The organism is uncultured Psychrobacillus sp., from assembly GCF_938022135.1.
Taxonomy (GTDB): domain Bacteria; phylum Bacillota; class Bacilli; order Bacillales_A; family Planococcaceae; genus Psychrobacillus.
In genome coordinates, this window is record NZ_CALIED010000046.1 from 1 (window position 1) to 15,180 (window position 15,180).

Annotated in this window: 13 protein-coding genes; all 13 read right to left on the minus strand. The window is 40.1% G+C overall.

What is annotated here, in order from left to right; translation table 11 throughout:
* Positions 1 to 105: 105 nt before the first annotated feature.
* On the minus strand, positions 106 to 426 hold the full coding sequence (locus Q0371_RS09825) for a YerC/YecD family TrpR-related protein (RefSeq protein ID WP_169360559.1): 321 nt from the start codon (positions 424 to 426) through the stop codon (positions 106 to 108).
* 25 nt (positions 427 to 451) lie between these two features.
* On the minus strand, positions 452 to 1,510 hold the full coding sequence (locus Q0371_RS09830) for a DUF3048 domain-containing protein (RefSeq protein ID WP_298470726.1): 1,059 nt from the start codon (positions 1,508 to 1,510) through the stop codon (positions 452 to 454).
* An 11-nt stretch (positions 1,511 to 1,521) separates the two neighbouring features.
* On the minus strand, positions 1,522 to 3,252 hold the full coding sequence (locus tag Q0371_RS09835; protein WP_298470728.1) for an adenine deaminase C-terminal domain-containing protein: 1,731 nt from the start codon (positions 3,250 to 3,252) through the stop codon (positions 1,522 to 1,524).
* A 579-nt stretch (positions 3,253 to 3,831) separates the two neighbouring features.
* On the minus strand, positions 3,832 to 5,091 hold the full coding sequence (gene purD / locus Q0371_RS09840; protein WP_298470730.1) for a phosphoribosylamine--glycine ligase: 1,260 nt from the start codon (positions 5,089 to 5,091) through the stop codon (positions 3,832 to 3,834).
* Between the two features lie 17 nt (positions 5,092 to 5,108).
* Positions 5,109 to 6,644 carry a bifunctional phosphoribosylaminoimidazolecarboxamide formyltransferase/IMP cyclohydrolase gene (gene purH / locus Q0371_RS09845; protein WP_169360556.1) on the minus strand — a complete coding sequence of 512 codons (1,536 nt, stop codon included), beginning with the start codon at positions 6,642 to 6,644 and terminating at the stop codon, positions 5,109 to 5,111.
* A gap of 277 nt (positions 6,645 to 6,921) precedes the next feature.
* Positions 6,922 to 7,491 carry a phosphoribosylglycinamide formyltransferase gene (purN, locus tag Q0371_RS09850; RefSeq protein ID WP_298470733.1) on the minus strand — a complete coding sequence of 190 codons (570 nt, stop codon included), beginning with the start codon at positions 7,489 to 7,491 and terminating at the stop codon, positions 6,922 to 6,924.
* A complete protein-coding gene (purM, locus tag Q0371_RS09855) occupies positions 7,491 to 8,546 on the minus strand; it encodes a phosphoribosylformylglycinamidine cyclo-ligase (protein WP_298470735.1) in 1,056 nt (351 codons plus the stop codon). Before purM ends, purN begins: the two co-directional genes overlap by 1 nt.
* 11 nt (positions 8,547 to 8,557) lie before the next feature.
* Positions 8,558 to 9,979, minus strand: coding sequence for an amidophosphoribosyltransferase (purF, locus tag Q0371_RS09860; protein ID WP_298470737.1), 1,422 nt, complete (start codon positions 9,977 to 9,979; stop codon positions 8,558 to 8,560).
* A complete protein-coding gene (purL, locus tag Q0371_RS09865) occupies positions 9,955 to 12,186 on the minus strand; it encodes a phosphoribosylformylglycinamidine synthase subunit PurL (protein ID WP_298470739.1) in 2,232 nt (743 codons plus the stop codon). Before purL ends, purF begins: the two co-directional genes overlap by 25 nt.
* Positions 12,170 to 12,856, minus strand: a complete 687-nt coding sequence (purQ, locus tag Q0371_RS09870) for a phosphoribosylformylglycinamidine synthase subunit PurQ (RefSeq protein ID WP_169360551.1) — start codon at positions 12,854 to 12,856, stop codon at positions 12,170 to 12,172. The genes purL and purQ overlap by 17 nt, the downstream gene beginning before the upstream one ends.
* Positions 12,853 to 13,107 carry a phosphoribosylformylglycinamidine synthase subunit PurS gene (gene purS / locus Q0371_RS09875; RefSeq protein WP_169360550.1) on the minus strand — a complete coding sequence of 85 codons (255 nt, stop codon included), beginning with the start codon at positions 13,105 to 13,107 and terminating at the stop codon, positions 12,853 to 12,855. The genes purQ and purS overlap by 4 nt, the downstream gene beginning before the upstream one ends.
* Positions 13,104 to 13,820, minus strand: a complete 717-nt coding sequence (gene purC / locus Q0371_RS09880) for a phosphoribosylaminoimidazolesuccinocarboxamide synthase (RefSeq protein WP_251556579.1) — start codon at positions 13,818 to 13,820, stop codon at positions 13,104 to 13,106. The genes purS and purC overlap by 4 nt, the downstream gene beginning before the upstream one ends.
* 48 nt (positions 13,821 to 13,868) lie before the next feature.
* A complete protein-coding gene (gene purB, locus Q0371_RS09885) occupies positions 13,869 to 15,167 on the minus strand; it encodes an adenylosuccinate lyase (protein WP_251556581.1) in 1,299 nt (432 codons plus the stop codon).
* Between the last annotated feature and the right edge of the window lie 13 nt (positions 15,168 to 15,180).

Below are 15,180 nucleotides of genomic sequence, written 5' to 3' on the forward strand. Positions count from 1 at the left end.
AGGCGGTGGAGCTAGACATCAATTTATCCACAGGTTCCGAGTTTTATAATTTCCTTAACAACAAAAAAACTCTCCCGAATAAGTTTCGGAGAGAGCTCTTCTCTATTACTCTTTTCTATTTAACACTGGTTTCTCGTCTGGATATAATCTATCTAGCATTTCGTCATACGCATCATTGCCATAATCAAATGCTCGTCTAACACGTGAAATAGTAGCAGTGCTTGCACCAGTTTCTTTTTTAATAGATTCATAAGTTTTCTTTAGACGAAGCAAATGGGCTACTTCAAATCGCTGAGCAAGTGATTGAATTTCGCTAATCGTGCATAAGTCGTCAAAAAATCGATAGCACTCATCTATATCCTTTAACTGCAGAATAGCATTGAATAGTTGGTCTGTTTGTTTACCTTTAATTTTTTCAATCTGCAATGTATTCATTCCTTTCTTTAGTCGTTTACGGTATATACTTAACCATATTTTCTATCCCAGGATTTGTCGGAACAATACTAATCCATGTTTTCCCTTGAACTAGCTTTGCTGGTACACCATTATCCATAGGGACCAATATGCCCTCTATATTTTTCCACTCTATTTCCTTCATAATACCGGCTTGGAAAAGATATGCTTTTCCTCCATTAGCTAATGTTAACTGCTGACGCCCAGAATTATCAATGGTTTTATGTGGGATTTCCATAAAAATAAGATTTGAAAGTTTTACAGGAGTCTCGTTCTCCTTATCGGTTGTAAGCACTCCAGCAGACTTTCTTTCATAAATCCCTTCGTCTGAAACATAATTATATTCGTTCTCAAAGCTAGTACCATTACCGTAGCGAATAGTTATATTGGAAGCTGGATTTCCAATCTTAGCACCATCTATAGATTCTAAGAAAGAGAAGGTCGGTATTTTGTTCAATTCCATTGAAGCCCCTACTCGTTCTGCTCCAGCTAAAATATTCTCACCTGAAATATAAGAGTTATGTGGTGCTTTTCTTTCTTTTGAACGCTTAAAGTAGATTCCATCATACTGCATACCGTTTATATTATCTACTACTCTAGCGTTTAACATTTTCTGTGCATCTGGACTATAGCCATGTGCCACATAAAAGGCATCTAACCCTTTGGATAGCTCTACAAAGTAATCTCTAGCACTTCTAACTGGTCCAATATTATCTGGAATCTCACTTTGAAAAATTGCCAAAAATCGAGTAACATTTCCCTCTGCAATGACTTCATAAACTAGATCTGCTTGAGATATCCCTGATTGCGGACGTGCTTGTGGATGATTATTGATAGTTACCATAACTGGTCTTTGCTTTAACTCTTCTTCTGATCCAACCCCAGTAAATGGAGCATTGAACGGCAAGACTGTCGGTTCCTCTTCAATTATTTCAGCCACACTCTCCTCTACCTCTTCTTTAATATCTTCAGCAACTACTTCCTCTATTACTGCTTCCTTTGAACACCCTGAAAGTAAAACACAAACAACAGCAATCATTCCCCATTTTTTTAACACGCTAAAGCCTCCTACCTCATTACTGCTGGAAATAAAACCTTCTTCTTCATCACATCGAATATCCCTTTTTGAGTTACACGGACATACGGCAAATGAGTAGATTGTAAAAACAGCAGTGTGTATATAGCATCCCCATGCTTAAATCCTCTATTAGCTAGTTCTCTCTTTAACACTATCTCTTCCTCTATAAGCTCTTCCATTGGCTTATCAGAAAGCCCTCCACCTATTGGAAGACTGATTGAACAGACAACCTGGTCATCTTCTACAATGACGATCCCGCCGTTCATTTTCTTCATTTCATCAAAGGCCTGCATCATACTTTTTTTACTCTTCCCAATCAATAATATATCCCCAGTATTCGAATAGGAAGAAGCAAATCCCATTAAGGACGTTGCGAAGCCTTTGATTAAAGTAGATACTTTCCACTTACCATTTCTGTCTATAAGTAGCAGGAAGCTTTGGTCGTGACTTTGAGACAATTCATTGTCCGTTGTATCAACACTAATAGAATAAGGCTTAGTAATGACGTCATTCACCATTTCAATACCAAATGGCATCGAGAATTGAAAATCGCTATCGGTTAAATCGAAGTCTAGCTGAAGCGGCGGCATATTAGACCAATCTACCTCTTCTAATCCACGAACTTTTTCTCCGTCTTTTCTTAACCATACTCCTTTTGATAAAACGGCGATTGGGACAGGATTTCGCTCGTCCTCTAGAAAATTCAATGTTGCAAGTCTACCTGTTGCAATAACACCATGTAAATTTGAAAGATTATAGTACTTTGCAACGTTAAATGACGCCATCAAGTACGCATCAACCGGATCTACACCTGCATCTAATGCTACCTGGATACATTTGTCCATTACACCGTCAGTATGAAAAGATGGTGTCGAACCATCTGTAGTCATCATTAAATGATCAAAGATACGTAGATCCTTCTCTAAAATATCCTTTAGTAGGTTTGGTAAATCTGGACGAATGGAAGAATGACGTAAGGTAACTGCATAACCATGCAGTATCCGTCTTTCTACTTCCTCGATTGTCATAGACTCATGGTCACCGTCTGCCCCTAATAATCTCATTCTAGCAAGTGTTTTCTCGGATGCACCAGGAAAATGTCCTTCGATTTTCATTCCTTTGGTTTTAGCCTGCTGAAGCCAATACAGCATCTGGTCATCTCCGGATAGTAATCTAGGCCATCCCGTCAGCTCACCACCCATAATGACATCCGGTCGATTGATCCATTCTCCTACTGTTTTGGAGTTAAAAAGCTGCTCCTCATTTTCTAATTCTGTTTGGGAATCAAAACGAGCCCACCAATAAAAAGAAAAGGGTAATTTTTTTAACTCATCCATTATTGAAAACGCTTTCTTATTTTCAAGCATCAGGAAAAGGATTAAATTATCTGATATAAATGTTGTGGTTCCAAGCTGTGAAGCGTAATCTGCAAATGTTTGTGGATTATAAAGCTGGAATGGATGTACATGGGGTTCAATATAACCAGGTACAATCTTTTGCCCTGCAGCATCGTATACTTCAGTCTCATCCGTAATGAGAGGTGTTTCAGACCCTGAATAAACGATGCGGTCTTTGACAATCCAAATGTTTCCACTTATCCACTTTTTTAAATGGCTATGTAAGTAAGTAGCATTCTTAATAAGAATGTCGGGTGCTTTTGTACCGTTAACCACTTCTATTTGATGCCTTATGTGTTCGATTTTCCATATTGGATAATGCATGTAACCCTTCTCCTTCCCGTATATTCTATTCATAAAAATAATACTAGCACAGTACTTTAGTAAATCAAAGTGTTGAATTATATTTTTTGTAAATTCTGATAAACAAATAGGTAAATTTATCTGCTACTATATTTATCGACCGAATAATCTCTATTTTAAAGACAAGTAAAGTTGGTATATGGTAGTTTAGAAAATCTATCGCATAGCCTTCTCTTATATAATAGTCTCCTTAAAGGAAATTATGATAAATTTTAAAAAGGTCATTGTTTAGAACTAACACGTGATGGCAGATTTCCACTTATCTAGCGAAGAATTTTTTGTGGTGTGAGCGATAAGCAAGCTCTACTTAAGGCCCGCCTGTCGCTTTAATCATAGGTATTTCGGAAATAAAGAACTGACTTAGTATCACTTTCACAGTCCATTAGCAACTCTAAACTAAAACAAGTGGTCAAATGTTGCATTTTGCTATTATTAGGTATTATCACTTAATGAAACATTACCTTCCGTGAGAAGTACAATCTGTTCTCGCACGTTTCTAAAAAAAGAATGTCCAAGCGTATACCGGACATTCTTTCCAAATTATTTAAATGTTCGCCAACCAATATCGGTTCTATAGAATAAACCATTCCACTCTGTTTTAGATAGCTTCTCATAGACACTTTGCTGTGCAGCCTTTAAGGTTGCTTCTTTTCCCGCTACTAATAAGACACGACCACCGTTTGCTACTAGCTCTCCATCCTGCAACTTCGTACCTGCATGGAATATATGTAGTCCCTCTTCAGTCAAATAATCTAAATTAGGAATCACTGCACCCTTTGCCGGATTCATTGGATATCCCTCAGCAGCAATTACCACACCTAACATTGCCTCGTCGGACCATTCTACATGATAAGACGTTCCTTCCATCAACGCTTCCATAAATTCACCAAAATCACTCTTCATTCTAGGAAGAACTACTTGAGTTTCAGGATCTCCAAAACGAGCATTAAATTCAATAACTTTTGGACCTTCCTTTGTCAGGATAAGACCAGCATATAAAATACCTGTGAAAGGATAACCTTCCGCAGTCATTGCTTGAACGGTTGGTTCCACAATCGTTTGGTAAGCAGTCTCTATTACGTCCTTAGAGATTTGTGGCACAGGGGAATATGCACCCATACCTCCGGTGTTCGGGCCTTCATCCCCATCGAAAGCACGTTTATGATCCTGAGCTATTACCATTGGATAAATAGCTCCGTTGTGGACAAAGGACATATATGAAAATTCTTCTCCATCTAAAAACTCTTCTATAACAACACGAGAGGAAGATTCTCCAAACAATTGGTTACCAATCATGTCCTCTACTGCGGCTGTCGCCTCTTCAACCGACATCGCAACTACTACTCCTTTCCCAGCAGCAAGACCATCCGCCTTCACAACAATTGGAGCTCCAAGACGTTCAATATATGCTTTTGCTTTGTCTACCTCTGTAAATGTTTCATAAGCAGCTGTTGGGATTTTGTATTTGTCCATTAATTCTTTTGCAAAGGTTTTACTTCCTTCAATTTGTGCGGCAGCCTTCGTTGGGCCAAATATACATAAGCCTTGACCTTCGAAGAAATCTACAATCCCTTCTGCAAGAGGCTGTTCTGGTCCGACAAACGTTAAATCAATCTTGTTTTCTTTTGCGAACTTGGCTAACTCGTCAAAAGCTAACGTATCAATCGGAACAATTTGAACGTCCTTTTCCATCCCTGCGTTCCCAGGTGCTACAAACACTTTCTGAACAGACGGAGATAGATGGAACTGCTTAGCAATAGCATGTTCTCTCCCTCCACTACCAATAACAAGAATATTCATGAATGTGGGAAGCCTCCTTAATGTTTAAAATGGCGCACGCCAGTAAATACCATCGCAATTCCATACTCGTTTGCTTTATCAATTGAATCTTGGTCTTTCACAGATCCACCAGTTTGTATAATTGCTGTAACACCAGCTTTGGCAGCTGCCTCTACCGTATCATTCATAGGGAAGAAAGCATCTGATGCAAGACTAGCTCCTTTTGCAAGATCACCTGCTTGTTCAAGAGCAATTTTAGCAGATCCTACACGGTTCATCTGGCCTGCTCCTACACCTACTGTCATTTCTTCATTCGCTACCACGATGGCGTTAGATTTAACATGCTTTACAACATTCCATCCCAATGTCATCGATTTCCATTCTTCCTCTGTAGGCTGACGTTCTGTAACTACTCGAACATCTGCATCTTTTAACCCGTAAGTATCTGGAGATTGTATTAATAATCCACCCTCTACTGAGACCGTATTCCATTTGTCTTTTTTCGTTTGCTCATAGGAAATAGTTAAAAGACGAATGTTCTTCTTAGCAGTTAGCATTGCAATGGCTTCCTCGGAGAAGGACGGAGCAATAATAATCTCTAAGAAAATGCCTGCTAATGTTTTAGCAGTAGTAGCATCCACTTCACGGTTTAAAGCCACAATTCCTCCAAAAATAGATGTAGAATCTGCTTCATAAGCTTTTTGGAATGCCTCGGAAATTGTGTTTCCTGTACCTACTCCACATGGATTCATATGCTTCACAGCAACTGCAGCTGGTAATTCAAATTCCTTAACAATTTGGATAGCAGCATTTGCATCTTGGATATTGTTATAAGAAAGCTCCTTACCGTGTAATTGCTTAGCCGATGCGATCGAGAAATCAGAACCAAGTGGGCGTTTGTAGAATGCAGCCTGTTGATGAGGATTTTCTCCATAACGCAAAGCTTGCTTACGCTCATATGTAAGAGTTAATAGCTCAGGGAATTCTTCTCCCGTAAGATTTGTCATATAATCTGCGATTAACGCATCATAAGCTGCTGTGTGACGGAATACTTTAGCTGCAAGTCTACGACGTGTTTCAATAGTAGTTTCTCCAGTTTCTTTTAGCTGACTTAACACTTCTTCGTAATCAGTTGTATCAGTAACTACTGTTACATACTGATGATTTTTAGCTGCTGAGCGTAGCATAGACGGCCCACCAATATCGATGTTTTCAATAGCATCTTCAAATGCTACATCAGGTTTTGAAATAGTTTCACGGAAAGGATAAAGGTTTACGCAAACCACTTGGATTGGGGTTATGTTATGTTCTTCTAATTGAGCTTGGTGAGAGGGATCATCATGCTTTGCTAGTAATCCACCGTGAATCATTGGGTTTAATGTTTTTACTCGACCATCCAAAATCTCTGGAAAATTAGTTACTTGGTCAACAGAGGTAATAGCAACTCCATTTTTCTCTAAAAATGATTTGGTACCTCCAGTTGATAAAATTTCATACCCAAGCTGTTCCAGCTCTTTTGCAAACTCAAGAATTCCTGATTTATCAGATACACTGATTAACGCACGTTTAGACACAATAATTCCTCCTAATTTTTTTAAAAATCGATATTAAAGTAAAGCTTATTTTATCCCAGCTTTAAAAGTAAATAGTAAAATAAAATACATTGATTTCCGCTCATATCTCGGACGCTTTTTCGCGGGGGGAGCGATAAGCCCTCATCTGTCGCTTCAATCAAGCATGGATAAAGGTAAAATAATCTCTTAAAAAAAGTGCTAAGTAATTGACCATGAAGAAACTTTCATACGTTTATTAATAAAGTTGAGCTTTTGGAAGTACTTAAGCTTATGTCCATTAACTCCACAGCTGTTGCAAGGTCTTTACGTATAATTCATGCTCTACTGCATGGATTCTTTCCTCTGTCTTCTCTCGGTCATCACATATGACGTCTACAGCACATTGAGCTAATATTGGTCCTGTATCCATACCTGCGTCTACTATGTGCACGGTGACCCCCGTAACTTTCACACCATGCTCCATTGCCTGTCCAATAGCGTCTTTTCCAGGGAAGGCGGGTAACAAGGAAGGATGAATATTAACTATACGATTCGGATATGCATCCAGTAACACATTGCCAACCAATCTCATGTAACCAGCAAGCACTAGCCATTCTACCTGTAACTCTTGTAATTCGTTTAAAATTTCCTGCTCATAAGCTTCCTTTGTAGAATAATCGGATGGCTTACATATTAGCGTTTCAATTCCTACTGCCTTTGCACGACCCACAACATATGCATCTGGTCTGTTTGTTACAACTAAGACGGGTTCACCTACCAGCTTACCCGTCCTAACCGCATCATAGATTGCTTGAAAATTAGTGCCGCTTCCTGAAGCGAAGACGGCAAACTTTGGACCTGTACTCATTACACTAAACTCCCGTCATGTGTTCCGTTGAATAGTACGCCTTCCCCTTTTACCACACGACCGATTGTGTATGCTTTTTCTCCATGAGTCTCAGCTATAGCAATCGCCTTTTCTGCCTCTTCCTCAGTTAAAGCTAGTACAAAGCCAATTCCCATATTAAATACATTGTAAAGATCTCTATCAGTCAGCTGCCCCTTTTCCTTGAGGAATTGGAATATCGGTAGCACTTCCCAAGAACCAAGATCTATTTCAGTTGCCAACCCTTCAGGCATCATCCGTGGAAGGTTTTCATAGAACCCTCCGCCAGTTACATGCGCCATACCATGGATGTTTAATTGCTGATGTAACTCCATTACTGGTTTTGCATAAATCTTAGTAGGAGTTAAGAGAGCCTTGCCAATTTCTCCAAGGTCCTCAAAACCCTCCACTATCGTATTTGCTGTATACCCTTGCTCTTCAAATACTATTTTACGTACAAGAGAATATCCATTGGAATGAACACCACTAGAGGCTATACCAACTAATACATCTCCTTCACTAATCTGCTCACCTGTTACTATTTTTGCTTTTTCACAAGCACCAACAGCAAACCCCGCTAAATCGTACTCATTCTCTTCATAAAGCCCTGGCATTTCTGCCGTTTCTCCGCCTATTAAGGCTGCACCAGACTGAACACATCCATCTGCAACGCCCTTTACAATTTGTTCGATACGAGTCGGTACTGCCTTACCTACCGCTACATAATCTAAGAAGAATAAAGGCTCTGCTCCTTGTGCAACGATGTCATTTACACACATAGCAACACAATCGATACCAATTGTGTCGTGACTGTCCATCATAAAGGCAAGCTTAAGCTTTGTTCCTACACCATCAGTCCCAGAGATTAAGACTGGTTCTTTATAATTTAAAGAAGATAAGTCGAACATTCCTCCAAAGCCACCAAAAGTACCCATGATTCCTTTTCTAGCTGTACGTTCGACATGTGATTTCATGCGTTCAACTGCTTCATAGCCAGCTTCAATATTTACACCAGCTTTTTCATATGCTTTTGACATCTATAATCCTCCTATCGAACAAGCTCTTTTTCATGTGGTAATTTTGTGTCTGGAAATATATCTGTCGGGTATTCTCCAGTAAAGCAGGCTAAGCAATGACCACAATTTTTTTCACCGTCTGGTCTGCCAATCGCTTCTACCATTCCCTCCACCGATAAGAAGGAAAGGGAATCTGCACCAATCAATTCACGCATTTCTTCAATAGAATTATTTGCTGCAATCAGTTCAGAATCAGAACTAATATCTATCCCATAAAAGCACGGATTCTTTAAAGGAGGAGAACTAATAACTACGTGAACCTCTGTCGCTCCTGCCTCCTTTAGCATATTTACAATTCTTCTAGAGGTAGTTCCACGAACGATAGAGTCATCAACCATAACAACACGCTTGCCTTTCACGACTTGACGAACTGGTGATAGCTTCATCTTAACTCCACGCTCACGCAAGTCCTGCGATGGCTGGATAAACGTTCGGCCAACATAACGGTTTTTGATCAGACCTAGCTCATACGGAATACCCGTTGATTCTGAAAATCCTATTGCTGCAGAAATACTGGAGTCTGGGACACCTGTTACCACATCTGCATCGATGAATACTTCATTTGCTAGTTGCTTTCCTAAACGCTTTCTTGCCATATGAATATTTATGCCATCTATATCAGAGTCCGGGCGAGAAAAGTAGACATACTCCATTGTACATATCGCACGGTCCTTTTTTTCAATATAACGTTCCGAACGACAACCTTCGTCATTAATAATTAATAGCTCTCCTGGATGGATAGAGCGTACTAGCTCTGCTCCGATTAAATCGAAGGCACTTGTTTCAGAAGCTACTACCCAAGCATCGTCTAATTTCCCTAGGGAAAGAGGACGCATGCCTTGCGGATCCTGTGCGACTAGCATGCCATCCTCGGTCAGAATGATGAAGGCAAAGGCTCCTTCTAGTAATCGAAGAGATTGCTTTGCACGCTCTTCAAAGGAGGGTAATTTACTCTTTTTTAATAAGTGAGCAAGCACTTCTGTATCTGAAGTCGTTTGAAAAATACTTCCTTGCTGCTCTAGGTTACGCTTCAAACGAGTAGCATTGACGATGTTACCATTGTGCGCAATGGCTAAGCTGCCTGTCGTAGAATTGAATAGTAAAGGCTGTACATTCTCTAGTCCAGATCCTCCTGCTGTTGCATAACGAACATGAGCAATAGCCGAGTGCCCTTCCAGCTGCTCCAGCTTTCCATTATTAAACACGTCATTCACAAGGCCTTCGCCTTTTACGGCGCGTAAGGATTTGCCATCGGTTACAACGATCCCTGCACCCTCCTGTCCACGGTGCTGTAATGCATGCAGTCCATAATAACTCATGGCCGCTGGCTGGGTGTGACCCCAAATACCAAACACACCACATTCTTCGTTTAAGCCTCTGAGTTCAGCAAGCATGGTATGGCTCCTTTCCAAGCGGAACGGAATTCGTCAACAGAACCGCTGATCCATGTAGTTCCGTTTTCTTGAGAGATTACTAGATTATTTGTATCAGTTACCTGGCCAATTTTCACAGCATCTTCTACAATTGCTTCAAACTGATCAGCATCCTCTGGCTTGATCGTCACGATGAAACGGGATTGCGATTCACTAAATAAAGTCGTTACTGCAGAACCTTGAACCGTCACTTCTACTCCAAGACCTTTAGCGCCAAATGCTTTTTCAGCTAATGCTACTGCAAAACCACCCTCTGCGATATCGTGGGCTGACTGTACTAAACCAGCTTGAATAGCTGATAATAAGGCTTGTTGGCGAGCTGCTTCTACCTCTAAATCAATGGAAGGTGCTTGACCAAAAATGCGACCTTCTACTAATTTTTGTAGCTCCGATCCACCGAATTCTGTTTTAGTGTCACCAATCAAATAAACGAGATCTCCCGCTTGCTTAACAAATTGAGTTGTTACATGAGCCAAATCCTCTACTAATCCTACAAGACCAATGGTTGGTGTTGGATAAACGGCTGTTCCACTTCTTTCATTATAAAGGGACACATTTCCTCCAATTACCGGTGAGTCTAAGGCGATACAAGCAGCAGCTATCCCTTCTGCTGACTGATCTAACTGCCAGAAGATTTCCGGGTTTTCAGGGTTACCGAAATTCAGACAATCAGTAATTGCCAATGGCTTAGCTCCTGAACACACTACATTACGAGCTGCCTCTGCCACTGCAATTTTCCCTCCGGCTACTGGATCTAAATAAATATAGCGAGAGTTGCAATCTGTCGTCATAGCAAGGCCTTTATTTGTCCCACGAACACGTACAACTGCTGCATCGGAACCAGGAGTAACTACTGTACTAGTTCTAACCTGATAGTCATATTGATCGTACACCCATTCCTTTGAAGCAATTGTAGGCTGTTGAAGAAGCTTTAAAAGCGTTTCGTTATAGTCCGTTACTACAGGTTCTTTGTTTTCCATAGCTTGGAATTCTGTGTAATAAGCAGGAATTTTAGAAGGCTTATGATAAACCGGTGCTTCCTCAGCAAGTGCATCTGCTGGAACCTCGGCTACAATCTCGCCATTATGAAGAAGGCGAAGCATTTTATCATTTGTTACCTTACCTACAGCAACACAATCTAGACCATACTTTTCAAAAACCTCAACGATTTCTTCTTCACGGCCCTTTTTAACAACAATTAGCATGCGTTCCTGTGATTCAGATAGCATCATTTCATAGGCAGTCATACCAGTTTCGCGCTGTGGAACAAAGTCTAAGTTCATCTCTACTCCGTGCCCAGCTTTTGAAGCCATTTCTGCCGAGGAAGAAGTTAAACCAGCTGCTCCCATGTCTTGAATCCCGATAATTGCATCCGATTTAATAACCTCTAGACATGCTTCTAATAAAAGCTTTTCCATAAATGGATCCCCTACTTGAACTGCAGGACGCTTTTCTTCAGAAGCTTCCGTCAATTCTTCCGAGGCGAATGTCGCACCATGAATTCCATCACGTCCTGTTTTTGCTCCAGCATACATCACTGTATTACCTTCACCAGCTGCTATTCCTTTTTGGATATCCTCATGGTTGATTAAACCGACACACATAGCATTTACTAGTGGGTTACCCTCGTAACAGTCATCAAACTGAATTTCTCCGCCAACTGTTGGAATACCAATACAGTTACCATAGCCAGCAATACCTGCCACTACTTCTTCAAACAAATATTTAACGCGTGGTGTTTTTAGTTCACCAAATCGCAAAGAATTTAACATAGCAATTGGACGTGCTCCCATTGAAAAGACATCTCGAATAATTCCGCCTACTCCTGTTGCAGCTCCTTGATAAGGCTCGATTGCAGAGGGATGGTTATGCGATTCCATTTTAAAAACTACAGCCTGCCCATCACCAATGTCGACAATACCTGCACCCTCTCCTGGCCCTTGTAAAACTTGAGGTCCCTTTGTAGGGAATTTACGTAGAACTGGCTTAGAATTTTTATAAGAGCAGTGCTCCGACCACATAACAGAGAATAAACCAGTCTCTGTATAATTAGGCAGTCTTCCTAGGATTTTTTCCACCATCGCAAATTCTTCATCGGACATTCCCATTTGAGCATATAGCTTTTGTTCTTTAATCTGCTCCGCATTCGGTTCAAGCATGACTGACATGAGATTCCCTCCACTGTTTCAAAATAGATTTGAATAATGCTAATCCATCACTTCCACCCATCATTTCGCTTACAGCGCGCTCTGGGTGAGGCATCATCCCAAGTACATTTCCTCTTTCGTTTACAATACCTGCAATATCTTCTATGCTTCCATTTGGATTGTCAGAAGCATAGGTAAAGACAATTTGGTTGTTTTCCTTTAGTGACATCAATGTTAGTTCATCACAATAATAATTACCTTCTCCGTGGGCAATCGGGATCTGAATCACATCATTCTTCTTATAAGCAGAGGTAAATTGGGTTTCATTATTTACTACTCTTAAGTCAACCGTGCGACACATAAACTTTAAGTCTTTGTTGCGCAATAAGGCACCTGGTAAAAGGCCAGCCTCTGTCAGCACTTGAAATCCATTACAAACACCTAGAACTGGCTTACCAGCTTCTGCAGCCTTCACCACTTCAGACATAATATTTGAGAAGCGAGAAATGGCACCACAACGTAGGTAGTCACCATAAGAGAACCCACCTGGCAGTAAAATGGCATCAAATTTGCTTAAATCCTTCTCATCATGCCAAACGTATTCTACTTCTTCGCCAAGCTCATCTTTAATCGCATGGTACATATCTAAATCACAATTGGATCCTGGAAATACGATGACAGCGAACTTCATTTGCTGACAGCCTCCTCCACCTCATAGCGATAATCTTCGATTACTGTATTCGTTAAAAGCTTTTCACACATCTCTCTTATCATTGCATCTAAATCACGTGTTCCTTCTTCTATTTGGAGCTCCAGATATTTACCAATTCTCACGTCCGTAACTTCTTTGTATTCCATAGAATGTAGTGCACCCATTACTGCACTCCCTTGTGGATCTAATACACTTTCACGAAGTGTCACATATACTTTAACTTTTTTCATTTTGATAGTCCTCCTAGACGGGAAAGTATAATCTCATAAACCTCTGTTAAGCTTCCTAAATTGCGTCTGAACACGTCTTTATCTAGTTTTTGGTTTGTTTCCTTGTCCCAAAGTCGACAAGTATCCGGAGAGATTTCATCGGCAAGCAAAATAGAACCGTCAGCTGTTTTACCAAACTCTAATTTGAAATCTACTAAAGTAACACCAATATCAGAGAATATTGGGAGAAGCACTTGGTTAACCTTAAGTGCCATCGTTTGAAGCGTATCTATTTCTTCAGAAGAAGCAATTTCCAATAAATCTAAATGTGCATTTGTTAAAAGTGGGTCACCAAGCTCGTCATCCTTTAGATAAAACTCAACAATTGGATGTTTTAGAAGGGTCCCCTCTTCCAAACCAAGTCTCTTAGAAAGACTTCCGGCAGCTATATTTCTTACAACAACCTCAAGCGGGATAATCTCTACTTTCTTTACCAGTTGGTCATTTTCAGAAAGCTGCTCAATAAAATGAGATTCAATCCCATACTTCTTTAGCTGTTCGAAAAGAATAGTAGTAATTTTGTTATTTAATATGCCCTTACCATTGATTTCTGCCTTCTTCTCTCCGTTAAATGCAGTTGCACTATCCTTATATGTAACGTAGAGAACCTCTTCGTTCTCCGTTGCATATAATCTTTTTGCTTTACCTTCGTATAATAGATTGCCTTTTATCACGATAGTTTCCCCCATATAATCAGATATGTCTTGATGTTTTTGTTAACTCTATTTATTTAAGCCTAAGCGGTCAAAAATCATATCGACGTGCTGAATGTGGTAATTGTAGTCAAAGCAATCATCCAATTCTTCTTTAGTTAATAATGAAGTAATTTTTTCATCTGCATCCACAAAGCTACGGAATGCCTTTTGAGATTCCCATGCCTTCATAGCAAGTGGCTGTACCGTATCGTATGCTGTTTCGCGCGCCAGCCCTTTGTCGATCAATGCAAGTAAAACTCGCTGTGAATATATTAAACCTAACGTGGAATCCATATTACGTTTCATGTTCTCAGGGAACACGGTAAGGTTCTTCACAATGTTACTAAAACGATTCAACATATAGTTCAATGCAATGGTTGCATCCGGTAAGATTACACGCTCTGCAGATGAATGAGAGATATCTCTTTCATGCCATAGCGCTACGTTTTCATAGGCAGTCATCATATAACCACGAATAAGTCTTGCCATCCCAACCATATTCTCAGATCCAATTGGATTACGTTTATGTGGCATTGCTGATGAACCCTTTTGTCCTTTTGAGAAAAACTCTTCTACTTCACGAGTTTCTGACTTTTGCAGTCCACGAATCTCTGTAGCAAATTTTTCGATAGAAGTAGCTACTAGCGCTATTACACTTAAATATTGAGCATGACGATCACGCTGTAAGGTTTGAGTAGAGATTGGAGAAGCTGCTAATCCGAGCTTTTCACATACGTACTGCTCTACAAATGGATCGATATTTGCATACGTACCAACCGCTCCTGACATCTTACCTGTCTCAATTACTTTAGCTGCTGCTTCAAAGCGCTCCAGGTTACGCTTCATTTCTTCTGTCCATAGTGCTAGCTTTAAACCGAATGTAGTCGGCTCTGCATGAACACCATGAGTACGTCCCATCATTACCGTATATTTATGTTCTTTTGCTTTATTTTCTAAGATTTCGATAAAGCTTTGAATGTCTTTTCGTAGTATACTGTTCGCTTGTTTAATCACATAAGAAAGAGCAGTATCGACTACGTCTGTAGAAGTTAATCCATAATGTACCCATTTACGCTCTTCTCCTAATGTTTCAGATACTGCACGAGTGAATGCTACAACATCATGTCTTGTCTCTTGTTCAATCTCTAAAATACGGTCTACCGAAAAGGAAGCATTTTTACGAAGAAGTGCGACATCCTCCTTTGGAATATCACCTATTTCTGCCCATGCCTCACAGGCTAAAATTTCTACCTCTAACCAGGCATTGTATTTGTTTTCTTCTGTCCAAATCGCTCCCATTTCAGGGCGTGTATAACGTTCTATCATTTTTATTCCTCCA

Bases quoted from the DNA above. Each gene is read 5' to 3' on its own strand.
- Q0371_RS09835 (WP_298470728.1), bottom strand. From the start codon at position 3,252: ATGCATTATCCAATATGGAAAATCGAACACATAAGGCATCAAATAGAA.
- purD (WP_298470730.1), bottom strand. From the start codon at position 5,091: ATGAATATTCTTGTTATTGGTAGTGGAGGGAGAGAACATGCTATTGCT.
- purN (WP_298470733.1), bottom strand. From the start codon at position 7,491: ATGAGTACAGGTCCAAAGTTTGCCGTCTTCGCTTCAGGAAGCGGCACT.
- purM (WP_298470735.1), bottom strand. From the start codon at position 8,546: ATGTCAAAAGCATATGAAAAAGCTGGTGTAAATATTGAAGCTGGCTAT.
- purF (WP_298470737.1), bottom strand. From the start codon at position 9,979: ATGCTTGCTGAACTCAGAGGCTTAAACGAAGAATGTGGTGTGTTTGGT.
- purL (WP_298470739.1), bottom strand. From the start codon at position 12,186: ATGTCAGTCATGCTTGAACCGAATGCGGAGCAGATTAAAGAACAAAAG.
- purQ (WP_169360551.1), bottom strand. From the start codon at position 12,856: ATGAAGTTCGCTGTCATCGTATTTCCAGGATCCAATTGTGATTTAGAT.
- purS (WP_169360550.1), bottom strand. From the start codon at position 13,107: ATGAAAAAAGTTAAAGTATATGTGACACTTCGTGAAAGTGTATTAGAT.
- purB (WP_251556581.1), bottom strand. From the start codon at position 15,167: ATGATAGAACGTTATACACGCCCTGAAATGGGAGCGATTTGGACAGAA.